Source organism: Paenibacillus sp. SRL342, assembly GCF_984798905.1.
In genome coordinates, this window is sequence record NZ_OZ481790.1 from 2,130,931 (window position 1) to 2,156,676 (window position 25,746).

General features: G+C 45.8%; 40 protein-coding genes. 37 read left to right on the plus strand and 3 right to left on the minus strand.

The genetic code is table 11. From position 1 onward, the window contains the following. Positions 1-56 precede the first annotated feature (56 nt). Both AC4E8D_RS09800 and AC4E8D_RS09805 read right to left on the minus strand, forming a co-directional pair. Positions 57-1,244, minus strand: a complete 1,188-nt coding sequence (locus AC4E8D_RS09800) for a tyrosine-type recombinase/integrase (protein ID WP_490206144.1) — start codon at positions 1,242-1,244, stop codon at positions 57-59. Between the two features lie 17 nt (positions 1,245-1,261). Further along, entirely contained in the window at positions 1,262-1,606 is a 345-nt protein-coding gene (locus tag AC4E8D_RS09805) for a helix-turn-helix transcriptional regulator (RefSeq protein WP_490206145.1), read from the minus strand. 159 nt (positions 1,607-1,765) lie between these two features. Here AC4E8D_RS09805 and AC4E8D_RS09810 point away from each other — a divergent pair, with 159 nt between their 5' ends. The 17 genes from AC4E8D_RS09810 to AC4E8D_RS09890 all read left to right on the plus strand — a co-directional run bounded on the left by AC4E8D_RS09810 (position 1,766) and on the right by AC4E8D_RS09890 (position 10,275). After that, positions 1,766-1,999: a helix-turn-helix domain-containing protein gene (locus AC4E8D_RS09810; RefSeq protein ID WP_490206146.1), complete on the plus strand. Its 234-nt coding sequence runs from the start codon at positions 1,766-1,768 to the stop codon at positions 1,997-1,999. Positions 2,000-2,028: 29 nt separating this feature from the next. Beyond that, the gene (locus AC4E8D_RS09815; RefSeq protein ID WP_490206147.1) at positions 2,029-2,199 is read left to right on the plus strand and encodes a helix-turn-helix domain-containing protein; all 171 of its coding nucleotides are present in this window, start codon (positions 2,029-2,031) and stop codon (positions 2,197-2,199) included. Between the two features lie 71 nt (positions 2,200-2,270). Further along, positions 2,271-3,059 carry a phage antirepressor KilAC domain-containing protein gene (locus AC4E8D_RS09820; RefSeq protein ID WP_490206148.1) on the plus strand — a complete coding sequence of 263 codons (789 nt, stop codon included), beginning with the start codon at positions 2,271-2,273 and terminating at the stop codon, positions 3,057-3,059. Between the two features lie 23 nt (positions 3,060-3,082). After that, a complete protein-coding gene (locus tag AC4E8D_RS09825) occupies positions 3,083-4,030 on the plus strand; it encodes a hypothetical protein (protein ID WP_490206149.1) in 948 nt (315 codons plus the stop codon). Positions 4,031-4,132: 102 nt separating this feature from the next. Then, positions 4,133-4,414 (plus strand): hypothetical protein, encoded by a 282-nt coding sequence (locus tag AC4E8D_RS09830; RefSeq protein WP_490206150.1) that lies wholly within the window; start codon positions 4,133-4,135, stop codon positions 4,412-4,414. Continuing rightward, positions 4,411-4,881 (plus strand): helix-turn-helix domain-containing protein, encoded by a 471-nt coding sequence (locus tag AC4E8D_RS09835; RefSeq protein WP_490206151.1) that lies wholly within the window; start codon positions 4,411-4,413, stop codon positions 4,879-4,881. Before AC4E8D_RS09830 ends, AC4E8D_RS09835 begins: the two co-directional genes overlap by 4 nt. Next, entirely contained in the window at positions 4,878-5,093 is a 216-nt protein-coding gene (locus tag AC4E8D_RS09840; RefSeq protein WP_490206152.1) for a hypothetical protein, read from the plus strand. The genes AC4E8D_RS09835 and AC4E8D_RS09840 overlap by 4 nt, the downstream gene beginning before the upstream one ends. Positions 5,094-5,233: 140 nt before the next feature. Continuing rightward, positions 5,234-5,620 (plus strand): hypothetical protein, encoded by a 387-nt coding sequence (locus AC4E8D_RS09845; protein ID WP_490206153.1) that lies wholly within the window; start codon positions 5,234-5,236, stop codon positions 5,618-5,620. Then, positions 5,610-5,933: a hypothetical protein gene (locus tag AC4E8D_RS09850; RefSeq protein ID WP_490206154.1), complete on the plus strand. Its 324-nt coding sequence runs from the start codon at positions 5,610-5,612 to the stop codon at positions 5,931-5,933. The genes AC4E8D_RS09845 and AC4E8D_RS09850 overlap by 11 nt, the downstream gene beginning before the upstream one ends. Positions 5,934-5,942: 9 nt before the next feature. Beyond that, positions 5,943-6,914 (plus strand): DUF4373 domain-containing protein, encoded by a 972-nt coding sequence (locus AC4E8D_RS09855; protein WP_490206155.1) that lies wholly within the window; start codon positions 5,943-5,945, stop codon positions 6,912-6,914. Beyond that, positions 6,844-7,152 carry a replicative helicase loader/inhibitor gene (locus AC4E8D_RS09860; RefSeq protein ID WP_490206156.1) on the plus strand — a complete coding sequence of 103 codons (309 nt, stop codon included), beginning with the start codon at positions 6,844-6,846 and terminating at the stop codon, positions 7,150-7,152. The genes AC4E8D_RS09855 and AC4E8D_RS09860 overlap by 71 nt, the downstream gene beginning before the upstream one ends. Next, positions 7,145-8,458 (plus strand): replicative DNA helicase, encoded by a 1,314-nt coding sequence (gene dnaB, locus AC4E8D_RS09865; RefSeq protein ID WP_490206157.1) that lies wholly within the window; start codon positions 7,145-7,147, stop codon positions 8,456-8,458. The genes AC4E8D_RS09860 and dnaB overlap by 8 nt, the downstream gene beginning before the upstream one ends. Before the next feature lie 19 nt (positions 8,459-8,477). After that, positions 8,478-8,858, plus strand: coding sequence for a hypothetical protein (locus AC4E8D_RS09870; RefSeq protein ID WP_490206158.1), 381 nt, complete (start codon positions 8,478-8,480; stop codon positions 8,856-8,858). After that, entirely contained in the window at positions 8,830-9,264 is a 435-nt protein-coding gene (locus AC4E8D_RS09875) for a hypothetical protein (protein WP_490206159.1), read from the plus strand. The genes AC4E8D_RS09870 and AC4E8D_RS09875 overlap by 29 nt, the downstream gene beginning before the upstream one ends. A gap of 118 nt (positions 9,265-9,382) precedes the next feature. After that, positions 9,383-9,673, plus strand: coding sequence for a hypothetical protein (locus tag AC4E8D_RS09880; protein ID WP_490206160.1), 291 nt, complete (start codon positions 9,383-9,385; stop codon positions 9,671-9,673). Further along, positions 9,666-9,872, plus strand: coding sequence for a hypothetical protein (locus AC4E8D_RS09885; RefSeq protein ID WP_490206161.1), 207 nt, complete (start codon positions 9,666-9,668; stop codon positions 9,870-9,872). The genes AC4E8D_RS09880 and AC4E8D_RS09885 overlap by 8 nt, the downstream gene beginning before the upstream one ends. Before the next feature lie 22 nt (positions 9,873-9,894). Further along, positions 9,895-10,275, plus strand: a complete 381-nt coding sequence (locus tag AC4E8D_RS09890) for a hypothetical protein (RefSeq protein ID WP_079694211.1) — start codon at positions 9,895-9,897, stop codon at positions 10,273-10,275. A gap of 318 nt (positions 10,276-10,593) precedes the next feature. Here the strand turns inward: AC4E8D_RS09890 and AC4E8D_RS09895 are convergent, their stop codons facing one another. Continuing rightward, positions 10,594-10,932 carry a hypothetical protein gene (locus tag AC4E8D_RS09895; RefSeq protein WP_490206162.1) on the minus strand — a complete coding sequence of 113 codons (339 nt, stop codon included), beginning with the start codon at positions 10,930-10,932 and terminating at the stop codon, positions 10,594-10,596. A gap of 199 nt (positions 10,933-11,131) precedes the next feature. Here AC4E8D_RS09895 and AC4E8D_RS09900 point away from each other — a divergent pair, with 199 nt between their 5' ends. From AC4E8D_RS09900 to AC4E8D_RS09995, 20 genes are all read left to right on the plus strand, one after another. Beyond that, on the plus strand, positions 11,132-11,353 hold the full coding sequence (locus AC4E8D_RS09900; RefSeq protein ID WP_490206163.1) for a hypothetical protein: 222 nt from the start codon (positions 11,132-11,134) through the stop codon (positions 11,351-11,353). A gap of 69 nt (positions 11,354-11,422) precedes the next feature. Then, a complete protein-coding gene (locus AC4E8D_RS09905; protein WP_301878333.1) occupies positions 11,423-11,602 on the plus strand; it encodes a DUF3797 domain-containing protein in 180 nt (59 codons plus the stop codon). Continuing rightward, the gene (locus AC4E8D_RS09910; protein ID WP_490206164.1) at positions 11,589-11,879 is read left to right on the plus strand and encodes a hypothetical protein; all 291 of its coding nucleotides are present in this window, start codon (positions 11,589-11,591) and stop codon (positions 11,877-11,879) included. Before AC4E8D_RS09905 ends, AC4E8D_RS09910 begins: the two co-directional genes overlap by 14 nt. A 17-nt stretch (positions 11,880-11,896) precedes the next feature. Further along, entirely contained in the window at positions 11,897-12,457 is a 561-nt protein-coding gene (locus AC4E8D_RS09915; protein ID WP_490206165.1) for a tyrosine-type recombinase/integrase, read from the plus strand. A gap of 518 nt (positions 12,458-12,975) precedes the next feature. Next, the gene (terS, locus tag AC4E8D_RS09920; RefSeq protein ID WP_490206166.1) at positions 12,976-13,773 is read left to right on the plus strand and encodes a phage terminase small subunit; all 798 of its coding nucleotides are present in this window, start codon (positions 12,976-12,978) and stop codon (positions 13,771-13,773) included. Then, the gene (locus AC4E8D_RS09925) at positions 13,766-15,100 is read left to right on the plus strand and encodes a PBSX family phage terminase large subunit (RefSeq protein ID WP_490206167.1); all 1,335 of its coding nucleotides are present in this window, start codon (positions 13,766-13,768) and stop codon (positions 15,098-15,100) included. Before terS ends, AC4E8D_RS09925 begins: the two co-directional genes overlap by 8 nt. A 2-nt stretch (positions 15,101-15,102) precedes the next feature. Further along, complete coding sequence (locus AC4E8D_RS09930; RefSeq protein ID WP_490206168.1) at positions 15,103-16,599, plus strand: capsid protein; 1,497 nt, start codon at positions 15,103-15,105, stop codon at positions 16,597-16,599. Continuing rightward, positions 16,596-17,720, plus strand: a complete 1,125-nt coding sequence (locus tag AC4E8D_RS09935) for a phage minor capsid protein (protein WP_490206169.1) — start codon at positions 16,596-16,598, stop codon at positions 17,718-17,720. The genes AC4E8D_RS09930 and AC4E8D_RS09935 overlap by 4 nt, the downstream gene beginning before the upstream one ends. A gap of 137 nt (positions 17,721-17,857) precedes the next feature. Next, positions 17,858-18,451, plus strand: coding sequence for a phage scaffolding protein (locus AC4E8D_RS09940; protein WP_490206170.1), 594 nt, complete (start codon positions 17,858-17,860; stop codon positions 18,449-18,451). A 36-nt stretch (positions 18,452-18,487) separates the two neighbouring features. After that, positions 18,488-19,363 carry a capsid protein gene (locus AC4E8D_RS09945; RefSeq protein WP_490206171.1) on the plus strand — a complete coding sequence of 292 codons (876 nt, stop codon included), beginning with the start codon at positions 18,488-18,490 and terminating at the stop codon, positions 19,361-19,363. A gap of 30 nt (positions 19,364-19,393) precedes the next feature. Beyond that, entirely contained in the window at positions 19,394-19,717 is a 324-nt protein-coding gene (locus tag AC4E8D_RS09950) for a hypothetical protein (protein ID WP_490206172.1), read from the plus strand. Between the two features lie 8 nt (positions 19,718-19,725). After that, complete coding sequence (locus tag AC4E8D_RS09955; protein ID WP_490206173.1) at positions 19,726-20,091, plus strand: head-tail connector protein; 366 nt, start codon at positions 19,726-19,728, stop codon at positions 20,089-20,091. Continuing rightward, on the plus strand, positions 20,091-20,417 hold the full coding sequence (locus tag AC4E8D_RS09960; protein WP_490206174.1) for a hypothetical protein: 327 nt from the start codon (positions 20,091-20,093) through the stop codon (positions 20,415-20,417). Before AC4E8D_RS09955 ends, AC4E8D_RS09960 begins: the two co-directional genes overlap by 1 nt. Further along, complete coding sequence (locus AC4E8D_RS09965) at positions 20,417-20,806, plus strand: hypothetical protein (RefSeq protein ID WP_490206175.1); 390 nt, start codon at positions 20,417-20,419, stop codon at positions 20,804-20,806. The genes AC4E8D_RS09960 and AC4E8D_RS09965 overlap by 1 nt, the downstream gene beginning before the upstream one ends. Then, the gene (locus tag AC4E8D_RS09970; RefSeq protein WP_490206176.1) at positions 20,803-21,192 is read left to right on the plus strand and encodes a minor capsid protein; all 390 of its coding nucleotides are present in this window, start codon (positions 20,803-20,805) and stop codon (positions 21,190-21,192) included. Before AC4E8D_RS09965 ends, AC4E8D_RS09970 begins: the two co-directional genes overlap by 4 nt. A 9-nt stretch (positions 21,193-21,201) precedes the next feature. Next, on the plus strand, positions 21,202-21,678 hold the full coding sequence (locus tag AC4E8D_RS09975; protein WP_477533677.1) for a phage tail tube protein: 477 nt from the start codon (positions 21,202-21,204) through the stop codon (positions 21,676-21,678). Positions 21,679-21,701: 23 nt separating this feature from the next. Further along, on the plus strand, positions 21,702-22,007 hold the full coding sequence (locus AC4E8D_RS09980; protein ID WP_024632383.1) for a hypothetical protein: 306 nt from the start codon (positions 21,702-21,704) through the stop codon (positions 22,005-22,007). Continuing rightward, positions 21,952-22,353 (plus strand): Gp15 family bacteriophage protein, encoded by a 402-nt coding sequence (locus tag AC4E8D_RS09985; protein WP_490206177.1) that lies wholly within the window; start codon positions 21,952-21,954, stop codon positions 22,351-22,353. The genes AC4E8D_RS09980 and AC4E8D_RS09985 overlap by 56 nt, the downstream gene beginning before the upstream one ends. Beyond that, complete coding sequence (locus AC4E8D_RS09990) at positions 22,354-25,374, plus strand: phage tail protein (RefSeq protein ID WP_490206178.1); 3,021 nt, start codon at positions 22,354-22,356, stop codon at positions 25,372-25,374. Between the two features lie 12 nt (positions 25,375-25,386). Beyond that, a complete protein-coding gene (locus AC4E8D_RS09995) occupies positions 25,387-25,746 on the plus strand; it encodes a DUF6711 family protein (RefSeq protein WP_490206179.1) in 360 nt (119 codons plus the stop codon).

Genomic DNA, 25,746 nt, shown 5'->3' on the forward strand with positions numbered 1-25,746 from the left:
AACCCTTATATATCAAGGCTTTCTATGCTCCATCACCCACGATCCACCCACAAAGCCTAAAATATGTCCCCAATTAGAGCGTCTAACTTATCCGCAGCATCAAGTTTTCTAGCTTGCGTCACATGTAGGTAGACTCTTTCTGTCACTCTATCATCTTCGTGACCCAACATATCTTGAATGGTCGGCAGATCCACTTTAGCTTCGGCCATTAATGATGTGAATGTATGTCTCAATAGATGGGGCGTTATGCTTTCGGGCAAATTAGCTTTCTCCAAAATATCAGACATAATCCCTCTAATAGTACTCATCGGCATTGGGTATCCAAGATATTGGTGTTCGTTAAAAAAAATGAAGTTGTGGTCCTCGAACCACTTCCCATGCTGGCGTATTAATGATTGCTTATAATCCAATTGTTCTTTTAAGATATTCACAACGCTTTGGCTAATAGTTATCTTCCTTACGGATGACGGTGTCTTGGGTGGTCCTATCTCATAGTTTTTAAGGGAGTTAGGGATGTACAAAGTTTTTGTTATTGAAAGTGTTTTGTTGGATTCTGAAAAATCGCTCAATTTCAAAGCGCAAAGTTCTCCAATTCGGACACCGGTGTAGGCCAAGACGAAAAAAATACGAAATGCTTGTTCGCTAGAAGCGTTTAAAGAGGTTTTTAAAAAATGAATCAACTCATCTTTTTCTAGATAGCGTGGGATGTCATTGTCCAATTCAACTTCTTCGACAGTTTTTTTATATTTAGGCACTTTCACATGGAGCACAACGTTTTTTCTCACGAGATCATGCTTCATGGCTCTTTCGAAGATCATTTTTAAAGTAACATACAAGCTAACAAGAGAACTTCTTGCGTACCCATCTTCTTTTAAATTGTCAAATACGTCTTGGAGATAAAATGCAGTGAACTCTTGGATATACATTGATCCAAACAAGTCATCCGCTAAATTGATCATGCTTTTACGAGTTGCAACAGTACTTTTCCCAACACCGCTTTTTGAATACTCTTCAATCCATTCCGCAGCCCAGTATTTGAATGTTATTTTTGATTTATCTATAAGCATGCCGTACATTAGTTCGGCATCAATTCGGATTGATTCATTAAGTGCATCATCATATGATTCAAATGCAGGCGTTTCTTTTTGTACCCGTTTCCCAGTGATGGGGTCCTTCATGTCATAACGGTAAGTGAATTTACCTGATTTAGTTTGTCGTATGTTAGCCTTCTTTTTCTTTGCCATTAGAATTCACTCCTGGATTAAATCTCTTTATTCAAAGAACGCTCCATCAACAAGTTGAACATCTTAATTTCATCTTCTGGTAGGGCAAGGATTAACTCAATGGCGCGTTTTTGTTCATTAGTTATTTCTCTATTATGTATTTCGATCAAGTTGAATGAATTTTCAAAAAGAAGGTCTTCTATAGTAACATCAAGCACTTGTGCGATAAGCTGAACCTTACCCATCCGAGGTTCGTTTCTTCCTGCTTCCCAATACCCTATGGTTACCCCAGATACCCCCACTCTTGCTCCCAACTCTTCTTTGGATAACTTCTTTTCCTCACGATACCTTTTCAAATTCTCAGCAAAATATATTTTTTTCACGCCCGTGTTTCCTCCTTTGAAATTATGTATCTATCCTAACATTAAATATATAATATTTCCACAAAAAATCTAACTTATACTTAAAAAATATAAAAATATGCTTGAGTTCTAACTTTAAGTTTGATATATTGGGTACACCAGAGAGCGAGGTGATGCACAATGGTCAGGAAAACAGTTAGGGAGTGGAGAGCATTTCGCAAACTGACAAAATCGGCTATTGCCGCGCGTTTAGGGGTTCATAGCGGCACATACACACGAATGGAAGATCACCCAGAAAAGACGACATTTGAGGAAGCAATAAAGCTTGCTAGTGTTTTCGAGTGTGAAGTTAGGGAAATCATTTTTTTTGAGCAGAATCCTAACTTTATGTTAGGTGAACTTGTGGTGATCTAACATTGTGTGAGTGAAAGGGGGTGGAAATATTGTCATCTACTCTTATGACGATTAAGGATTGCATGTCTCACTTCGGTGTGAGTAGAACCACCATTTGGAGAAGGATTAAATCTGGAGAACTACAAAGCTTCAGATTCGGTGGTAAAGTACTGGTCAAACGTGAATGGATTGAAGGGTATGACGAAAATAATGGCAAGTAATAGAGCAACTTTGTACTGGAACGAAGCAACAATGTGTTGGAATGAACAACGATATGGAAGGGAGAAAACGAATGAATCAAAATCAAATGGTGTTATTTGAAGGACAAATATCAATCACGATCCTGATGCCGGGGGATGTCGACTTTGATTTTATAGGGGAATTCATCATTGCGGCTAAGGACGTGGCGGTCGGCTTGGAGTATCAAGGTGCATCAGCAACAAACGAGGTACTGAAGTTCTGTAAAACCGAACATGTCTACCTTGTAAAGAATTCAGACATGGTGAATCGCCATATCCGAAAAATGAACAATGCTGGTGAAAAGTTCATTTCTAATCTATCACTCAATCGGGTGCTTGGTCAGTCCGGACAGCCAAAGGCAATCCCATTCCAAGATTTCTTGTATGAGGAAATGCTTCCTTCCGTGCAAAAGCATGGTGGTTATCTGACCCCTGCAAAAATCGAAGAAGTGTTGGCTGATCCAGATACAATCATTTCACTTGCTACTCAATTGAAAGTCGCTAGAGCGGAGAACGAGAAACAGAAACCGCTAGTTACCTTTGCTGAAATGTGCATGCAGTCAAATGATTCAATTAAAGTCCGTGACCTGGCACATTCTCTTAGTAGTCATGGTATCAAGATTGGACAGAACAGGCTTTACGACAAGTTGAGGGAATGGAAGCTGATTAGTAAAACCGGAACAGAACCAACGCAAAGGGCAATTGAACAGGAGTTGTTCGAAATTGTTACAGGCGTAAAGCAGAAACCGAGCGGCGAACCGTTCACATGGCGAACACCATATGTGACTGTCAAGGGTCAAGTGTATGTTGCTGATCGGTTGAAAAAAGAACAGGGAATCTAACCCACACTGAGAGGATGAACAATATGAAAAGAGCTGAAATCCAACAACAAATGAACGCATGGGTGATTAAGGCAAATAAATTTCTTGAGCATTTCCCTCTTGAAAGAAACAAACTGGATCTTGAATTGTTAGATTATAACATCAAAATTGGACGTGTTGCTGGTGGGTACTGGGCACGGCAAGTTTCCAAAGAAGATGTCGAAATCTTTAAACGTGAAATGGTTGAATATTATGGCGAAGGTAGTGAGGATGAACGCGAATTCTCAAATTATATCAACTCCATGCTAGCGCTTCCGTCTTATAAGGCGACCAATGTTTTTGCTGCATTGAGAATTTACGGAAGACGCCGTATCAAGGTTCTAACTAAATTTAGTTCTTTGAAAGATGAAGGGCGTGTTTTGCTGGACGAAATCAAGTCAATTGGAAAAGATGCCAAAGAACATATTAAAGAAAATCCATCTGCAGAAGCTGGTTTATTGATCTGGCAGACTCTGGACTTTTGGAAGCAGTTTAAGAAAATTTTAGATGAACCTTTGACTGGTAACAAGACCGATTTCATGATACAGGTTGAAGCTATTTTCAAAAATTCCACGATCACAAGAGATGAACTGTTACAGGTAATCACTATTGATAAAAGCCTAAAGTGGTGGGATGGTAGCAGACGCGAAACGTTCAAGGAAGTATACTCCAGAATCCCTGAGAAAATCGATTACGAAGTGTTCAAGGAAATCATCTTCATACAAAAAATTGAGCATGAACGTGATTGCTATTTGATGGACATTTTCATGCATCACATGTTTTCAGTGATGGACAAGCACAAAAAGGAAACTGGCAAAGACATGATTGATACGTTTGGGATTTTGGAAGAGATTACAGGCAAACCGATCCAGACATTCACATCTAAACTTGATGAGTACGGGGATATTGTTGATATGGTGCCAAACAAGCCCAATCTTAGGGTGGTGAAGTAACTATGACGTTGCCGGAACTTGCTCGTATCTGGTTCAGTCACCCCATGCAGCACTCCATCATTGTACGTAACATCCAAAAACAATCTAAAGGAGCTAAGTAATATGAAATTATCACCAAACGAAATTGCACTTATAGCCGTTCTTCGAACTCTTGATTTTTGCGACATGCTTGATGTATTCGATTCTCTTGAGGAATTGTCTGTTCAGTCTCAATTAAAAGGCATGGCTCAAACGCAGAAAGGTGATAACCCTGCAAGTGCTGCTGGATGGCTGAAACGTGCATCAGATGTGGACAGACTTCGTGATGCCATTTGCCTAGCGAATGATGATTACCGCGCCAACATTTTCCCTGAGACTCAAGGGCAACCGGAGGTGCTGCAATGAAGGGAGCTGACGGAATCTCTATTGCTCAAAAGTTGACATTGAAGGAAGCACGGGAGAACTTCGGGTATTCGTTGGAGGATGCGGCACGTAAAACAGGAATCAAAGCGACTCGAATCAGTGAACTTGAGATTGATGCCAGTCATGCGGCCATAGATGAATTCGTAAGTCTCTGCCAGAGCTATGGAACCAACTGCAATCACGTATATTCTGGACTGGCTAGTGATGTATACCGTGCCCGGTTGCATATAAAATCAGTTGATTTCAATGACTTATCCCAACTCATTCAAATTAAGTTAAGAGTAGCTGAATTGATTCAAAATGTAGAAGCTGATGACTTATTCAGCAAGGAAGAAATCTCTAAAGAGATTAAAGGGTTGTTCCGCGATCTGCATGAGTATGAATCTATTAATCTTAAACCGTTTTTGAAAGGTAACGACAATATAATTGTGGGAGGTAGAGCGGTATGACGGAAGGGCAACACACTGAACTGATGGCGTATTGGGAAATGAAGAAAGAGTTGTTGGATATCATCTATCTTGTAAGTACTGATGAAAATTATACGAAAGATCAGATGAACAAAGATATTACGAAGGTACTGACCATTGTTGATGTGCGCGAAAAAGAAGCCATGTCAGCCATTACATCGGCGTACACAGCTTCTATTAATCATCTTAGATAGTCATTTATGGTTCGCCTTGATCTATCTCTTGGCGGGGATATCAAGGTAACCTAATTCAAAGGGGCATCCCTTCGCGCACATTATAACATCATATTTTTGAAAAGCGCAAGGGCTGCCCCCAAATTTGAGGGGTGAACAATATGAAAACGGCTGTTCCTTTTGCGAAATTAAGCCGCGAAACAAAGGTTCAAGAACTGGCTAAAAGCATTCAAACAAAGGGTCTTTATCCGGTACTGAACAACTTTCATATATATATCAGCGAACGTGGAACGTTAAAAAATAAAGTAGATGTATGGACATATGTATTGGGCTTGGTTTGTGATGCTATCCGTGGGTTGCCACAGGTAGAAGGGACGAACATTAAAGTGGCACCTATGTACGATTCAGCCAATGAAATAGCTTCCATCATGGCGTGGCCCAGCGATTCAGAAGCCACCCATACCTGGTATAGCAAGCCGGTTCGTATTGAGGGATTCGAAGTCATTTCAGCTCAATATGATTGGGAGGGTGAGAGTCTTGGGATCTAATGAAACGATCGTTGACGTGGAATCGGTCAGTCATGAACTTATTCGTTCCCTTACGCGCCCATTTAAACCGGATTCAGAGTTTGCAGGAAAGTACCATCACATGCGTTTCCAGTGGTGGACTTATGACATTTGGAGCAGTGGATTTCAAGCATCTATGATGACGTATTTAGAGTACGTAGATCGTGATGAATTATATGAATTTGTCTCTCAGTTCATTCGTCGGATGTGTGATAAGGAACGGCCTAAAGGTGATGCTGTCCGGTCTTTACTGGCTGCTGCATTCGGCACGCAAGATCAATTTGAAAAAGAGTAGGTGAAGCGGATGGCCCGGCCAAAAAAAGAGGGAATGGATTATTTCCCTCATGACACAGATGCGGTCGGTGATGACAAGGTTGAAGCTATGATGGCCTTGTATGGGAATGATGGGTACGCCTTTTATTTCATTCTTCTTGAACGCATCTATAGGAGTGCTAATGGTGAATTGGACGTGTCTAATTTCACGATCCGTACAAACCTGATCAAGAAATTAGGGATATCACAAGAGCAATTTCACCCAATGTTGGAAGCCGCCTTTGAGATTGGAATGTTTGATAGACAAATCTATGAAACACGCCAATGCATTACCAGTAACGGTGTGAAAAAACGCCATAGTGAAGTAGAAAAAATGCGTGATAAGTGGCGATCCAAGAAGGATAAGGATGGGGAAAACTCTTCTGAATCAGGAGAAAATACAGGTGAAAACGGAGTTATCTCAGGGGAAAACGAATCAAGAGAAGGGTTTTCCCTTGAGAAAAGTGCACAAAGGAAAGTAAAGGAAAGTAAATCAATAAAAAATAATAAAAACATACGTACCAATTCACCTGACAGTGAATCGGATGATAGTGACTATTCGGACGACTTCAAACAGTTCTGGTTAGTATACCCACGGAAAACAGGCAAGAAGGTTGCGTATAACAAATGGTTGCGACTAATCAAAGCGAAGAAAGATTCATTGGTATTGATCCAGTGTGCAGAAAATTATAGTGCTCACTGCCGAATAAACGGAACTGAGGAAAGATTTATGCTTCACGGTTCAACATTTTTAGACCCCAAGAACGAACGCTATACCGATTTCTTGGAACCTCCAGTACAACCAGCAAAGGCACCAATCAACAACAACCAGACCAAAGACAAATTCAGTCAAAATAAAGACTTGTTACTTTCACGAATGCAGGAGGGACGACATGACCGAAGAGGAAACAATCGCATTGATGTCACTGATTATTACAGCTTACCCACAGGTACAACTGAATAATGACATTGTTAACTTGTGGATAGAAATGCTTTCAGACATACCTCAATCTGTAGCACTCCAAAATTTGAAACATCACATCAAAACATCCAAATGGCCGCCAACGATAGCTGATATCCGGGCCAATACATCTGCAGCAAATAATCTTCTACGGGTAGAGACGCAGGAACGGTTAAGACTGATGGAGTTTTGGGAAGAGAACGCGGTACCGCTTCTGAAAGACGGTGAGCCGAATGGATAACCATTTCAACCCACAAGCTGAACAAGCGGTTCTGGGTTGTATCTTACTTGATCGGACACAAGAAACCGCGGCACTTGTAGTTGAAATTCTGACGATTGACGACTTTTCAGCAAAGCATCAACCCATTTTTGAATCGATAGTAGACCTTCATGAAGAACAGAAGGCTGTTGATTTAGTCACCTTGTACACCCATTTGAACGCCAAAGGGATAACGGGTGATGTGATCGGGTTGACGTATCTTGGAGAACTGGCAGAAGCGGTGCCAACTACCGCGAATTTTCATGAGTACATTGCTCTTGTCCAAGAAGCTGGATTAAAGCGACAGACCTTGCGGATGCTGAATGAACAGCGGGAACTGCTTGAAGCGTCTTCCGATCCGCTAGAAGTGATTGCAGGGATCAAAGCTGGAGCAGAAGAGTTGTCCGAACGTTCCCCTTCTGGACGCGGCATGGTGAAAATCAGTGAAGTCATGGATGGTCATGATGACGATTTGGACATACGAAGCAAATCCAAAGGAATTACAGGCGTGCCCACTTGCGGTTCAGATCTGAACAGACTCACAGGTGGGCGACAGAAGCAGGATTTAATTATTGTGGCTGCTAGGCCCAGTGTCGGGAAGACAGCTTTTATGCTTAACAACTCAAAAGCGGCTGCCAAGCATGGCGTGACCACCGGGATATTCAGCCTTGAAATGCCAGGTAAGAAATTAGGTGAACGATTGATTGCAAATATAGCGAAACTGGACGGGACTATGTTACGCACTGGGCTATTGGACCCTAAAAGCTGGGAGGACTACACAGACGCACGGGCCATCCTGAGTGATTTGCCTATTGTAATTGATGACACGCCGGGAATTACAATCCAGCAGATAGCCGCAAAGACGAAGCAGCTCAAGAAGGAATACGGTGATATTTATATTCAAATCGATTATCTGCAGTTGATCAATCCGGGCAAAAAATTCTCAAGCCGTGAACAGGAAATCGCCTATATCAGCCGTTCCTTGAAGCAGATTGCGCGGGACAACGATTGTCCGGTAGAAGTGCTGTCCCAGCTCAGTAGGGGCGTAGAACAGCGGCAGGACAAGCGTCCCATGATGTCTGATCTTCGGGAGTCCGGTTCCATTGAACAAGATGCTGATGAAATCGACTTCTTGTACCGTGACGATTATTACAACGCCGAAACTGAGAAAAAAAATATTGTGGAAATCATCGTTGCCAAAGGCCGGAATACAGGAACAGGTGTCGCGGAAATGGTGTACATGAAGAATTTTAGCAAGTTCGTAGATATAGCACGGATTAATTACTGATCAGAAAGGCGGTGTGAATGTGACAGCAGATCATTTGGAGATTGAAAACAATGTAAGACTCATCATGCGGTATCAGATCATTTTAATCAGCCATTTGGAAAATGCGTTGAAAAACGGCAACATTGACGAACTCACATTCACCCGCCTGAAAAGTCAGGGTTGTATAGCTCAGACTCAGGATGAAATATTGGATCACTTCGACCGGATATTTCGTGAATTGGTCAGCTATTATCAGGAACGTTTGCGGGAACGGATGATAAAGGGTGCGGCATTTATTGATGCCCTTGCCCCTGACGATCCACGCCGGATACCCGCTATGGAAAAATACGATGGGCTATGTAAACGGCTCAAGGAAAGCGAGGACAGGGAGCATGGACGACACAACGGTAATGACGCCTAAAGATGCAGCAAGCCAGCTTCATGAATTGGTCAAGCATATCAAGGCTCAATTTGATAATACGGTAACCTGTGTTGGATTCTGCGATGGTGAAGCAACGGATTTATCACATGCATTCGAGTTTCTTGGTCCAGAAGAAGTGGAGCCGGAAGAACTGATGCGTCAGTATCAGGCGAACAGAAGAACGCGCCGCCGTGCCAAGGAAGCCAACGAACAATGGCGTGTGCTACATGAAATCGTTGTCCGGCTGGGGCTGCTTCATGAATTCAGCCAGGGCAAACGTGAAATTCGGTCAGTAATAAAAACTCAAGCTGCACGGCACTACACTGTGAGAAGTCGTGAGGATCTTCAAAACCATTTCGATAGAGCCAAGTTAAGACACACGGTTAATACAGGAACAGACTCGTAGACGGACGTAAAGTGTGCATAGAGCGTTTCGGGGTGTAAACACACCAACCCCCATTTATAAATGACGTGGCGGTACCGCAGAATCGGCCTGCGAAGAAATTAAAGGGGAGAGATTAGCTATGAAAAGCATAATTGATGTAAAACGGAAGCTGGCAAAAGCCAGAACACCCTATCCAACCATGCTGATGGATGAGCTGGAAGATTCGTTCATTGAGAACGATCAACTTCGTAAGGAACTTGAAGAGGAGAAGAACAAGCGCACCAGCTCAATACGGTTGTTAATGCAAGTGACGGATATTTTGAGCATGGCAAGAACACCAGACAGGGCAGGCGCGGCTTTAAAGGTGATATACAGATGGTTGCATGAAAATAAGCCAGTAGAACAAGAAGGTGAAGCAACTCATGAGTAACGATATGGTAACAGCGCGTACCCAATGGGCATGGACGGAGAAAGCCGAAAGCGAGAACCCTACACGTTCCCGAGCTGGGGAACCGATATGGCCGCAATACAAGACAAGCGCACCAAAAGCGTGGTTGGATCAAGGGCTAATTCAAGATGCTTCGGAAGTGGTCACAGAAAGCCAAGCGACTCTTGATGATTATATGTAATATAGTGCAAAAGGGGGATCATATGGACGCTGTAGAACAATTAGAACTGTTTCCAAGCGCCACTGATAAGGATGCCGAAGCTACAATTAAGTTGCTCCGCGAAGATTATCCCCAATGGAAGGCAAGCAAAAGCGTGTTTGAAACAATGAGGGTATTGACGCCAGAGCAAAAAGGCAAATATGATGCCTACAATGAGAAAATCAGCGTGGTAGACATGGCAATTCGCACGATCAAGGACGATGAAGCCCGAAGAATTATCGAACATCGGTTCATCAAAGGCGGGAAATGGAAGCACACTGTAATTAACTTTCGAAGCGTGATGAGTGAAAGAACAGTAGATCGACGCATCACGGAAGGTATCAGGTGTGTTGCCAATACGTTGAAAGATTGCGGAATCATATAAACCTTAAAATATTGACGGTAAATTGACTGTATCATGACAATCATATGACGGTTAGTGCAAATTAAAGTAGGGACATAGGGCTTTTGCCCGGGTGTCCCTGCTACCCCTTATCCCAGCAGGACTCGACCGTGCTGTGGGATTCTATATCCTTAGACGTGAATCGTCAGGGGTGCGGGTTGCGGGGAAAGCGGTTATGATCACCGCTACTTTTTATTATGGCCTATTGGATTGTGTAGGTTCGATTCCTACTAAGGCCGTACAATAGAGGTTTTCATGACAAAAAAAGCCACTCTGATTATAGAGCGGCTTTCGTTTTGATTAAACGTGCAATGGGCCGAAATTTGGCTTGGTTTCTTCTGAAGTTGAAATCCATTCAGCGAGTTGGTTGAAAAGCTTCTGGGTTTCTTCTTTCGTTTTGAGTTGTGAAGCATCCCAGAGATCTGAAAGAAAGTATCCAATATCGTGAGGATAGGCTATAGATTCAGTATCAAGGACTTTAACAATACCAGGACTACCGTGTTTGTCGCTCTCAAGAGAATCAAACTTGTTAGAAGAAATGTTCCAGCCGTTCTCAGTCTTAGTTAGTGTGTATGGGTCCTTGTGTCCCCATCTGCAACTGTAGATGTCCATTATGAAACTAGCACCAATATTTTGCATTAAAATCATCTCCTAAAATTTACTTGTTGTGAATTCCATCTTAACATTATGGTGTTCGCCCGCAAACTACCTTTGAAAAAAATTCATTAATAAGGTATGTGGAATAAGACGCATGGATTGGATAATCTTCCATTGCCTACGATGTCCTCCAGTGGTTATGATTGGCGGGTATTCCAATTGCACTTAGGAGGATGACAGCATGAATGAAAAATTTGCACAAGCACAAATGGAACGCATTCTTAATACACCCGGATTTGTAATTATCTCTGATGAGACAGTTGTGAACGTTCGCAAGGTGACCCGGATCGATCCTTTAAATCGGGTAGTGTTCTTCCCTGATCAAGAAAAAGGTGAGATAGGGAACAAAGTTGATAATGATCGTTGGGAACATTTCATAACAGAGTACAAGAAGTTTCAATAGATATTGATGCGGAAGTGAGTCGCCTTTAATGGCGGCTTTTTTTGTGTCTAAAAAGGAGGACAAAGCAAAATGGACGCAGCAACAGCCCTTGAACTGGCCCATAAGTACACGGCTTGTCCTGATTGTGGTAACACCTATGTAGGAAACGGAGAAGGAACCATCAAAATTGATGAAAACCTGTTCCATCGAAGTTGCAAATGCGGTTGGAAAGTGACCATAAAGGACGGTGTCGAGGTTGAAGGAGAATGAAACGTTCGATGCAGTGAGTAATGAATTGAAGCAATCATTAAAAATTGCAATTACTGCCGCGGCAGATGCTTTAAGGGATCATATGAAGCGACTTGGAACGGCGATACGTGAAATGATAAGCCTTTGGGAATATGTTCAGGAGTATCAGGAGTTGAACGAACACGATGTGAAGAGGATCAAACCTCTCCAGCTGCCGAGAAATCCGGTCATGCTTCCGCTCAAGCATCAAGTAATCAATCGTAAGCCGGTTCTTGCGGTAGCACGCAGCCGCTGTTAATCCAGTGAGGTGGTGACATGAAAAAAGTCCAACCGATCCGCGATGAACGGGTTATTGATGGCATGAAGGATTATTTTTGGATACGCAACATACGAAATTACTTGTTCTTCTGTATTGGCATCTATAGCGGTTTGCGTGTATCCGACTTATGCAGGCTGAGGGTTATTGATGTAAAGGGATCACACGTTAACCTGGTTGAACAGAAAAACAAACATGCCAAACGGTTCATCATTCATCCGAGTATCCGGCAGGATCTGGACAAGTACATTTCCACTATGCAGGATCTGGATTTCCTGTTTCCTAGCCGTCAGGTCAAGACAGTTAGCCGAATGCGGAAACAACCGATTGACCGGACGACAGCATACCGATTCTTGAATAAGGCAGCCAAGGAATTTGGCCTGAAAGAGATCGGTTGTCATACGCTACGGAAGACATGGGCATACCGCTTGTACATGCAGAACCCTGAAAACCTAGCGTTACTAATGGACATGTTCGGGCATAGCGATCCGCGGGAAACATTGGACTATATCGGACTGACTCAGGACATGATGGACAGGGCAATTATGCTGTTACGCTAATATGAGTGCATCACAATATGGCGTTCGTTGCACTCATATTATAGAAATGGCTTTTGAATCTGAAATGACGCTGATTGCCAGTTCTAAACCGAGTGAAACACTATTGTATTTATGTTTCAGTCCTGATCCAGAAAATGGTTAATAATGACCCTATTTTGGGTTATTATTGTGTTGGTTGATTAAGAAAAACAATTAGAAGTTTGTCTATTTAGACTGATTCTAAGAAAACCGACTCAATTATGGCTGTATAAACGATGAATAAACGCCCCATTTGAGGGCAATAAGCCGGGAAATAATCAAAATGGGCAAAATCGAAAAATCCAGTAATGACGCGGGTTTTCGGGTTTATGCATAAACTATGTATATTCGCACAATTCAGTTAGCTGTCAAAAAGCCCGTCAAATCAGGGTTTTCGGCGTGGTTGTGGGAAAGTACATATGTACAAAAGACCGGGTTTTGAACACATGTCTGTGCATAAATATTGCATAAACGATGTCAGGGGTGAGGTGTATTATGTAATGGCGAGAGAGAGAAGCCCGGACCGCAAGAAAGCATTAGCGATGTGGTTCGCCAGTGGCAAGGAAATGAAGCCAGGAGAGATTGCCGAAAAGCTTGGAATCAGTGCTGGTCTTGTTCGTAAATGGAAAAGCCTTGATGAATGGGAGAAGCAGCCTGAGCCACGCCCAGGAGCGCCCAAGGGCAATCAGAACGCAGTAGGCAATAGAGGTGGGCACGGCGGGCCATACGGAAATGACAAGGCCGTTAAGCATGGGCTATTCCGCAGGTTTCTGCCAGATGACGAAGAAACGCAAGAGATTTATGACACGACAGCCGAGCTTTCCACGTTGGACATCTTGTGGGAAGGCATACGCATCCAACTTACCAACATCATACGTGCCTTGAAGATTCAGCACGTAACGGGCAAGGATGAGATGATTAAGGAACTCAAAAAACAGAAGTTCGAAGTCCATAACACGGGAACCAAGAAGGAACCGAACATTGAACAAATACCAATTGAACAGGAATACGAATTCCAGTTTGCGTGGGATCGATCAGCAAACAGCCTGAAAGCCATGGCTGCTGCATGGACGGCGCTGGTTAGCTCCATTAAGAAATATGAGGATGTTTTGCGGATGGCGTCCCCCGATGAGGTGAACGAGGTCCAGAAACAGCGTCTGGAGCAGATCAAGGCCAGTATTGCCGTGATGCGTGGCAAGGTGCCAGATAACAGCAAGCTTGACCTGAACCAACAAATTACCGCCTTGGCTGACTTGATCAACAACCCTGTGCCGGAACGGGTGATAGACGATGACTGATACAGCCCTGATCCCATATGCTCCATTTAATACGAAGCAGTCGGAATATATCAGACGTTGCCAGGACTCATGGCTGAACGTAGCTGAGGGCGGCAAGCGTGCAGGCAAGAACATCATTAACCTGATTGCCTATGCCATGTGCTTGGAGGTTCACCCGGATAAGCTCCATTTGGTGGCTGGTGTGAGTATGGCAGCCACGAAGATGAACGCCATAGACTCCAATGGATTCGGGTTGCAATGGCTGTTCAAGGGCCGTTGCCGTGAAGGTGAATACAAGGACCGTGCAGCACTCTTCATTCAGACCAAGACGGGCGAGAAGATCGTTATTATTGCAGGCGGCGGTAAGGCAAACAACGCCGCGCTGATCAAGGGTAACTCCTACGGGACAGCCTATGTGACGGAGGTCAACGAGTGCCATCCATCGTTCGTCAAGGAAGTATTTGACCGGACGCTGGCATCAACGAAGCGGCAATTGTTCTTCGACCTTAACCCCAAGCCGCCAGCCCATTGGTTCTATGCGGACATTCTGGACTTTCAGGATGAGTTGTTAAAGCAAGGGCAGAACGCAGGGTACAATTATCAGCACTTCACCGTGTTCGATAACCTGAGTATCCCAAACGACCGTCTCAAGGCCATGCTGATCACTTATGACAAGTCCAGTCTGTGGTACAAGTCAGAGATTAAGGGTGAACGGACGGCAGCTACAGGACGGATATACACGCAGTACACTGTCAAGGATGTCATCATTACCAGGGAGCAGCTAAGGAAAGAACGGTTCATTGAGTTTTCCATTGGGATAGACGTTGGGGGCACTGACGCCACGGTTGCCACGCTAACTGGATTCACGCCGCGATATGGCACGGTTATACTGATGGATGGATATTACCACAAGCAGGGCAAGGAGAACGGCTACACACATGACCGTTACGCCAAGGAGATCGTTGAAAAGATAGTCGAGTGGTCGGAAACCTATCCGGCCTTTTTGACGTATGCCCATATCTTTGCTGAATCTGCTGACAAGCTGTTCCGGCAGGCCCTGACTAATGAGTTAAAGCGCAGAGGGATCTATTTAAAAGTTGAACCCTCATACAAGAAAGAGGGAATTACTGCCCGGATCAGGTTAACAAACCTCCTGATGAATCAAGGGCGGTACAAGATTATGTCTCATCTTAAAAAATGGATCGAAGCCATTGAGAATGCCACATGGGATGAGTCAGAGCGCCAAAAAGGTGAATGGGTGCGGACGGATGATGGAAGTTACCCGGTGGACTGCTTGGATAGTAGCGAATACGCCGTTCAGCCGTTCAAGAAGAGACTGGAGGTATAGAAATGGGGTGGATCAAGAATATGGTCATGAAAATGCTGCGTATTAACCCAGCGCCGGAGAATCGAAGTGTCACAATCACAGAGCCACTATCATATCGGACGAATGTACTGCGTAACCGCTTATGGTTCCGTGGTGATGCGTCTGAGCTGGATCAGTTTTACAAACAAACCGGAACGGATGCGGTAGGCAAGGCCCGTTTCTGGGCAGCGGTGCCCAGTCAGAACATGGCGATTAGGAAAATCCATTCCGGAATGCCTGCCATGATTGCGGAACGTCTATCGGATATCGTTGTTGCTGATCTGGAAGCAGTTGAGGTGGATAAGAAAACCGCATGGGACGATATCAGCAAAGACAATGCGTTTGATGAGTTGTTGGGGCAGAACATCATAGACGCTTTGGTGGCCGGGGATGGAGCATATAAAATCACCGTGGATACTGATGTTACCCAATACCCCATTATTGAGTTCTACAGCGGGGATCAGGTGGAGTATAGACGGAACCGGGGCAGGCTGCATGAGGTTGTTTTCTTTACGGATCACACGCTAAAGGGCAAGGATTACCGCTTAGAAGAAACCTATGGCCGTGGATACATCCGGTATCAGCTTTATGACGCTTACGGAAAAGGCGTGCCGCTTACTGCATTGCCTGAGACGGCAGCACTGGCGAACATCGAATACGATGGCAAGTTTATTATGGCCGTACCGCTCATGTTCTTCCGCAGCTCCAAGTGGGAGGGGCGAGGGAAATCCTTGTTCGATAGCAAGTCAGACAACTTTGACGCATTGGATGAGGTGGTGAGTCAATGGTGGGACGCGATACGAGCCGGGAGGGTGCAGAAGTACATTCCAGACGACTTGGTTCCGAAGAATCCTGAAACGGGGGCTCCAATGCGTGCCAACCCATTTGATAATCAGTTTATCAAGATTGGGACATCTATGTCTGAGGACGGTAAAGACCAAATCACCATGTTACAGCCGCAAATCCTGTATGAAGCATTCGTGGGGTCATATGCAAGCGCACTGGACATGTGCTTGCAGGGCGTTATGTCGCCGTCCACGCTGGGCATTGACTTGAAGAAGACCGACAATGCAGAAGCGCAGCGGGAGAAGGAGAAAGCCACACTATACACCCGTGGGAAGATCATTGATGCGCTGAATGAGGTGTTGCCCCGTCTGGTGGAAACTGTATTGAAGGTGCATGACACGATGCAGAATCGGGGGGCAGGCGAGTATGAAGTATCTGTTAAGTTCGGGGAATATGCCAGTCCATCCTTTGACGCCGTGGTAGAGACAGTGGGCAAGGCCCGGACGTTCGGTGTGATGAGCGTAGAACGTGCGGTGGAAGAAATGTATGGTGACACCTGGACGAAGGAAGAGAAGGCCGCTGAGGTTGCCCGATTAAAGGCAGAACAAGGCTACACTTTAGACGAACCGGCACTGAATCGGGATGACCCCCCGGATACCGAGGATGATGACGATCCAGAAGAGGATGAGGTATGAAGAAGAGATATGACATCCGTCAAATCTTCTCTGACATGGAAATGGATCTGATCAAGTCCATGAAGCGTAACCTGAAACGTCATGAGCTTGATGAAGAAGAGGAAGGCAAGGAATGGGAGCAATGGCAGCAACGCAAGCTGCAAGACATCCAGCAGTACCGCAAGGAGACACGCCAGATATCCAAGAAGTATGAGCCAGAAGTGAAGAAGGCAGCCGAGGAAGAGGTTAAAGGCTCCTGGCGGCGTGGGGCTGATCGTGTGGCGAACACGGTAAAGGGCCTGTGGAACAAGATTACTGGCAAAAAGCCTTCTATAGAACCCGAGGATGGATCGGACCGAAGCTTCTTCAAACTCAATGAGAAGCGGGTTAACGCTCTGGCTGATGCTGCACAAAACAATCTGCAAATTGCCCGTCATGCCATGCTAAGACAAGCAGATGACGTGTACAGACAGACCATATATAAGAGCCAGGTATACCTGAACAGTGGGGCTGCTTCGCTGAATCAGGCTATAGATATGGCGACCAAGGAGTTTCTGGAGAAGGGGTTTGACAATATCACCTATGCTAATGGAAGGCGGGTGAACATTGCTTCTTATGCGGAAATGGCGTTGCGTACATCTTCCCAGCGTGCTGTATTTGCTGGAGAGGGTGCCAAACGGGATCAACTGGGCATTCGAACCGTGGTCATATCTTCACATGGCAACTGTTCGAAGCTGTGTCTGCCTTATCAGGGCAAGGTGTTCATTGACGATGTGTATTCCGGGGGATCGGCTGCAGATGGGAAGTATCCGCTACTGAGTACCGCCATAGCTGGGGGCTTGTTCCATCCGAATTGTCGCCATAACATGACCACGTTCATTGTGGGAACCAGTTCACTGCCCAAGCCAGTTGACGATGAGAAGGCGGTATCTAACTATCAAGCGGAACAGAAGCAGCGATACATGGAACGCCAGATACGTAAGTACAAGCGCTTGGAAGCGGGTAGTGTGGACGAAGAGAACCAAGCGAACTACAAGGCCAAGATTAGACAATGGCAAGCTCAGATAAGGATGCACCTTAAAGAGCATGATTACTTACGCAGGGATTCCAAACGTGAAAAACTCAGAATACCGCCTAATTAGCGCCTTCTTTTGCAGAGGGCGCTTTTTGTATGGGCTCCAAATGAGACTTTTGGGGCTCACCGCTCAATAACCGGAGCATATCGGTTAACTCCCTTAGCTGGAGAGCAGCTATACAAATCTATGGAGGTTGATGATATATGGATTGGCTGAAAACGTTGTTGAAGAATGCGGGATTGGATGATTCAAAGATTGACGGGATCGTAACGGATGCAGGCAAGGAGCTTCCAAAACACTTTGTTCCCAAATCGCAGTACAACGACTTATCGGATGTGAAGAAGAAGCTGGAGAAGGACGTCACGGATCGGGACGCACAGCTTGAAACGCTCAGTAAGGATGCAGGCGCTTCGGAATCGCTCAAGGCTGAGATTGCCCGCCTTCAGGGGGAAAACACCACAGCCAAGCAGCAGTACGAAGCAGATTTGAAGGATATTCAGATGAACAATGCAATTTCTGCCGCGCTTAACGGGAAGGTCCATAACGAGAAGGTGGTTACGGGCATGATTGACAAAGCCAAGTTGGTTATTGGCGATGACGGCAAGGTGGTAGGGCTGGATGAGCAATTGAAGGGGCTTCAAACATCGGATGCCTACTTGTTCAAGCCTGATGAAGCAGGCGGCGGTAACGGTGGCGGTGCTGGTGGTGGTTTCCGTGTTGGCACGCCGGGACAAGGAACAGGACAAGCCACGAATGAACAACTGGCAAATATTTTCGGAGTTGCTGAAACGAAGTAATAAACCAATTTACTAATTTAAGGGAGAGATGAACACATGGCGTTCAACTATGTAGAAAGTTTTTTGACCACATTGCAGCAAAAGTATACGAAAGAGTTGGCTTCCGATGCTCTGACCACGCAAAATGCGATCTGGGTGAATACCAAAACAATCCAGGTGCCGAGTTTGGATGTAGCAGGATATAAGAACCACAATCGTTCCGGGGGCTGGAACCGACAAGCGGTTAGCAATAGTTTCGTGAATCTGACCTTGGATTTTGACCGTGACGTCGAGTTCTTCGTTGACGCGATGAACGTAGATGAAACGAATCAAGTCGTTGCTGCTGCTAATCTGACAGCTACATTTGAGAAGGAACAGGCCATTCCTGAGCTTGATAAATACCGCTTCTCCAAAATGTATGCAGACTATGTGGCGATGGGCTACACACCTGACACAACCGTTTTGGATGTTGCCAATGCCTTGGAAGTGTTCGACGAAATGATGATGAACATGGACGAAGCAGAGGTACCACAGGAAGGCCGGATCATGTACGTAACTCCAACCTACATGAAGCTTCTGAAATCCGCTGAGAAGATTCGTCAGGTCGTCACCGTGGGTCAGAACAGTGGAGTTATTGACCGCGCAGTACGCAGCTTGGATGAGGTTGTGTTGAAATCCGTACCTTCCAGCCGTATGAAGACGGTTTATGACTTCACAAACGGTGCTGTGGCGGGTGTGGGTGCAAAACAGATTAACTTGATCCTTGTTCATCCTGAGTGCGTGTTGGCGCCGATCAAACACAGTGCGGTTTATCTGTGGGAGCCAGGTAGCCATACACAAGGTGATGGGTATCTGTACCAAAACCGCCGTTACACAGATCTGTTCTTGATTGAGCGCAAAGCCGCAGCGATCCAAATGAACGTTCAAGCCTAAAATACAGGTCAATAGAGAGGGGTAAATCACATGTTGATTGCAGTAAAGGGAAATACACAGTTGAAGATTGACGATGCTGACCGGGAAACCTATCTTAAACTCGGCTACGATATCGCTGAACAGTCGGGAAATACGCTTGAGGTGGTAGAGAATTCTTCAAGCAAAAAGGTGTCTTGGAAGGAATATGAAGCCTTGCTAAGAGAGAATGAAGAGTTAAAGAATCAGATTGCGGAATCAGGTTCTGGTACACCAGAAGCGTTGAAGGGGCTGCAAACCCAGTTGGATGACGCGAACAAGGAAATCAAATCACTCAAAAAGCAGATTGCGGCCACGACTACACCTGATGACAAGTAGGTGATGGCATGTCATATGCAACGGTAGAAGAATATGAAATGTATGGGGATGGCATGATTCCGGCTGAGGACTTGAATAAGGCTCTTAGTCGGGCATCCGACCAAATAGACAGCCTGACCTATAATCGCATCGTACAACGCAAACTGGAAGGTCTGACAGCCTTTCAGCGGGGGAACGTGGTTAAGGCGGTGTGCCAACAAGCGGATTTTCAGTTTCAATATGGGGATTACTTGGACTTCCCACTCTCTGGATACTCGGCAGGCAGCGTCAGCGTGTCATTTAAGGCCGTTGATGGACCCGGAGGGGTTAAGACTACCGAAGGTGTAACAAGCCTGCTGAGAGCCACAGGGTTGATGAATAGGGGGCTACGTTGATGCGGGGTAAGTTTCCGTTTCCACATTGGATATTGAAGACACCGGTTCAAGTGTTTCACACCAAGCTGTCAGAAGACGGGGAGCCTGTAGAAGAATTAATCTTTGACGGGCTTGCCTGTTATGACGAGAAGATGCGTCAGAAGCTGGATAAGGAGCGCCGATTGGTTACGCTATCCGGTAAGGTGATCATCCGGGGCGATATCCTGCCAGGAGAATTGATTGAGGGCTTTGTCCGGGTTGGTGGGACTGATCGAATCATATTCAGCGCTTCAAGGCCGCAACATCCAGACGGCAGCATCTTTTCTACGGAATTGGAGCTGAGCTGATGGTTAAAGTGAAAGTGACGATGGATCCCCGGGCTATGCGGGAACTTGCAAATGCCCCGATCAAGGCGCTTGAAGTCGTAGCGAACGGGAAGGAACAGAGCATCTTGACCGAGATTGCCAATGCTCAGGTTGTGCCGAAGCAAACAGGTGAGTTGGAACGAAGCGCTTGGGTAGACAAAACTGGGCTGAAAAAGGGCCAGGTGAAGATTGTCTATGACACGCCATATGCGCGCCGTCTTTACTGTCATCCAGAATACAACTTCCGCAGGGATAAGAACGCCAACGCCCAAGGGCTATGGCTGGAAGCTTGGCAGAAGGAACAGAAAGGTTGGATTCGCAAAACGTTTGAAAAGCTGGTCAAGAAGTTTGGGGGTGGGTTCATCAAATGATGCTGTCCGAGATTCGGGATTGGCTGAAAACGCAGATCGATTCCCCAAATTGGTACATTGGCAAGATCGATGGGAAAAAGGAACAGTCCATTGGGATCTACAACCTGAACACCGGACAACCTTACATTGCTATCGGAGGGCTGGAGAACACCAGCTATACCAACAAGTCTATATCCATCCTGGTTCATTGGAGTAAAAACGCAGATACAGCGGAGCGTAAGGCCCATGAGGTCTATGCTGCGCTATTTGGTCGTTCTGATGGGGAGATTGCGGGGCATCGTGTCATTGCCTTTGAGATGCGGACACCATGGCCTATTGATGTGGGCACGGATGATGCAGGGATTTACGAATATGTGATTGAGACAACGATTTATTACGAGAGGTAGGGGATTGATTTGCTAAAACTTGACTTGCAATTGTTCGGGGGCACTGGTGTTTTCCCGGTTCATAACAATATTTTCAAAGTTGGTATCAAAGGCCGTGAGTCTACAGATACGGATATGAAGACAATCAAGGATTTGGAGAATTTTGCTCCAGCAATCGACGGTAACACCGAAGAATGGAGTGCGATGGACCAAGCGGGTTGGACGAGACGGGCGGTGACGGGTAAATCCCTATCCTTCAGCTTCAGCGGCAAGCGGAACTATGGCGATCCAGGTAATGACTATGTTGCAGGCTTGATGTTGGGGACGGGGCAAGAAGTTGAAACCATCTTCGAATGGACCATGCCGTCCGGAGCAAAGTTGACCATGAATTGCGTCATTAACTTGACCACGCCAGCAGGCGGCGATTCGACCAACATTGACGGTCTGGAATTCGAGCTGCTGTCTGATGGTAAGCCTGATTTTGAGAAAGCACCAACCACACCATAATTCAAACCAAGGGGGATTTTAAGATGGCCAACATTATTAATCTTACAGATAAATTTGCAAAAGACGAGGTAGCATCAATCCAGATTGGGAACAAAAAGTATCCAATCAACAATTCTGTTGAAGCTGTATTGGGTTTTGAAGAACTGGCAAATGACGCTTCTGTGAAAGGACTTCTGAACGCAATTCAAGGGTCTTTGGGTGAGAAAGCCGTAACTGAAATTGGTGTGAGAAAAATGAGCGTTGAAAACTTGAAAGTGCTTATGTCTGGTCTGGTTGCAGCCATGCAGGGCCTATCCTACGAGGAAGCCGCTGCCCGATTTCGACAATAGCGCCGCGCCGGAAAACTGGTACGATTTGCGCGAGGACTGGACTCTAATCGAAGCCAGCCTTGCCAAACAGTACGGTATCCGCATCCGGCAGCACGGAGATATGCCGTGGGAAGAATTTTGTACATTGGTTGGGGGTCTTATGCCAGATACACCGTTGGGAAGCATCGTAACTATCCGAGCGGAGAAGGACCCGAAGACAATCAAGGGATTCAGCGCGGATCAGCGCCGCATCTACAATGACTGGCGTAAACGGCAAGCAAACCAGAAGTTGACTGATCCTAGTAAGTTAGATCAGGAGATGAAGAGTCTGGAAGCGGCAATGGCCCGGATGTTTGGGGGTGGGTAGATGGCTAGTGCAGGACGCGTAGATTTAGACCTAGGGCTCAATTATGGGCCGTTTCAAAGTCAACTTAACGGAATCGCTGGCACAGCTACCAACCTTGTCGGCGGGGCCTTTAGGGGCCTTGGCGGCATCATTGCTGGAGCTTTTGCGGTTCATAGCATAAAAGAATTTGGTAAAGAAGCCATTAACCTGGCATCGGATCTGGCCGAAGTGCAGAACGTGGTCAACGTCACGTTTGGGAGCATGACCAACCAGATTAACAACTGGTCATCGAACCTGATTGACAGCTTTGGTTTGTCGGGACTGGCAGGGAAGAAATATGCATCCACCATGGGTGCCATGCTCAAGTCATCCGGTATTTCTGGTGAAGCCATGAAACAGATGTCTGTCAAGTTGACGGAATTATCTGCTGACATGGCTTCTTTTTATAACATCACGAATGACGAAGCGTATTACAAAGTATTTAGCGGTATGGTCGGTGAGACTGAGCCGTTGAAACAATTGGGCGTAAACATGTCCGTGGTCAATATGGAAGCCTACGCGATGTCACAGGGCATCACAAAGTCCTGGTTGTCCATGACGCAATCGGAACAGGCCATGCTTCGGTATGGATATTTGTTACAGGTAACGGCAGATGCACAGGGTGACTTTGCCCGTAACAGCCAATCATGGGCGAACCAGATTCGTATTATGGGCGAACAGTGGAACATCTTTAAAGGCACGATGGGTGCGGGCTTTATCAACATCTTGGCCCCTATCGTAAAAGGGCTCAATTGGGTTATAGCCAAGTTACAGATTGCAGCGGCCTATTTCAAGGCATTTACGGAATTGGTCTTTGGTGACGCCGTGAACGCTGGTGGTGCCGGAATGACGGTAGCTACAGATGCCATGGGCGGCATGGGGGATGCAGCGGCCGCGGCAGCTCCTGCTGTAGAAGATACAGGGAAAGCGGCTGAGAAGGCAGGCAAGAAGGCGAAGAAAGCCGGAAAAGATATGAAGGGCAGCTTGGCCGGATTCGATCAGCTCAATACACTGGCCCAATCCGCGGCGTCCGCTCTGGATGATGCAGGTTCTAAAGCTGCTGGAGCTGGCAAAGGAATAGGCGGGGGCTTGGGTGGTTTGGCTGGATTTGGTGACCTGGACTTGGGCACGCCGTCGATTGAGATCGATCCGATCAAGCAGCAAGTGGCAGCCTTCTTGGAAGATATCAAATCTCGTTTTGCTCAAGCGTGGTCTTTCATATCCGCAGGCTGGGCGGGAATCGCTCCGGCTTTCCAGCCTTTTGTGGACATGATGGGCCCTATCGGTAAGTCCATTGACAATATGGGCCAAACGTTTCTTCGGCTCAAAGATGGCGTCCTGGTACCGATGGCAAAATACATTTTAGGGAATTTCATTCCATCTATTGTTGGTGGGTTTGTGAAGTCTTTCGCCCCGGTGATTGCGAATCAGATCGTATGGGCGTTTGATTTACTTGATCGTACATTTAAAAATTCAACTGACCAATCCATTAAACTGTGGGACATGGTATGGCTGCCAAGTCTGGATAAGGTGAAGAACGCATTTGTTACTAACATGCCGATCATTGCAGCATCGTTACAAAGCCTGCTGGATGGGACACTGAATCCCTTTACTGACTTCATGCTGAATGAATTCGCTATCCCTATTTCGGCCACGTTGACCGAGACACTTGTCCCTATTTTCACGGATACACTGGTCTGGGCGATTGATACCTTCGCGAAGACGTTTGACAATGCCGTTAATCATATCAATGAACTGTGGGCCGGAACGTTGAATCCAGCACTGGAAGAGTTCCGGGATTTGTTCTTGGACATCATTCCACAGATCGGTGATTCATTTGATAACTTGCTGAATGGCACAATCAAGCCGTTCGTGGATTATGCATTAAATGAATTCATCATTCCTATTGCCGCAAAGATCATTGATACGCTGGTGCCGATCTTTACAGACGTTTTGGTGAAAGCATTTGAGGAAGCGGCCAAGACATTCAAATGGGCCGTGGACATGATCAATGATATTTATAACACGGTGTTGAAACCTGTGTTTGACTTGATCAAGAAAATTGTTCTGGATACCCTCCAGATCGTTAAGGACCTTTGGGCGAAGTATGGAAAGGATATCCTTGACAAGATATCTGAGATGATGGAGAACACACGAAAGCTGTTCCAGAAGCTGTGGGATGACGTGTTGAAACCGATCATAGAGCCGTTCCTTAAAAAGCTGAATGAAATTTGGGACGGCACGCTCAAGGGGATCATCAAGCAAATCGGTGAAGTGGTCATGAAACTGGTTAACGCTGCGCTGGACATCTACAACAAGTTCATTGTGCCATTGATCGGCTATGTTATTGATAAGCTGGCACCAAGCTTCACAAAGGGCTTTAACATCATACTGAACATCGTGACAACAGTCATTCAGAGTGTAGGCGGTATCATCAAGGGGCTGCTTAAAACACTTGGAGGGATCATTGACTTTGTGGCGGGAGCCTTCACAGGTGACTGGAAGAAAGCGTGGACCGGAGTTAAGGATATCTTTGGCGGCATATTTGATTCCCTATACAGCTTGGTCAAAGCACCGCTGAATATGATCATTGACGGTATCAACAAAGTCATTGAAGGATTTAACAGCTTGAGCGTAAGCATTCCAGAATTCGAGATTTTCGGAAATAAAGTAGGAGGCGGCAGTGTTGGCCTTCCGAAGCTTCCGAAAATACCAAAGCTGGCGAAAGGTGGTTTGGCTTACGGGCCTACCCTTGCCATGGTCGGGGATAACCGGGGAGCTTCCGTTGACCCCGAAGTCGTATCCCCGTTGTCCAAGCTTCAAGACATGATCAGCGGAAATAATCAGCCTATGGTGGAAGTGCTTTTGCTGATATTGGATGCCTTGCGGAACAATGACAAACAGACCGTCATACAGCTCAATGGTACGGAGCTGGGGCGTGCTGCTGTGAGTGCCATAAACGACATCACAAGGCGTACAGGCCGTTCACCATTAACGACATAGGAGGGATGAAGATTGGAAATCAAAATTAATGGTCAGGAAATAGCCGCTTATCCCTCCACGTATCAGGTGACGGTGCTTGACTTGGATGACGCTAATTCATCCGTACGAACAGCAAACGGAACCTTGAACCGGGACCGGATAGCGGTCAAACGGCAGATCGACATGGCTTGGGGGATGCTGACGTGGGCAGAAATGTCCTCCATCCTACAAGCCATGTCCAATGTGTTTTTTGATTGTACTTATCCAGATCCCATGACAGGGAAGCATGAAACCAAACGGATGTATGTCGGCAATCGGCCTGCACCGTTTTCCGTAATGAGTGGCGGCGTGATGTACTGGTCCGGGCTCAAATTGACGCTGACAGAGAGGTGA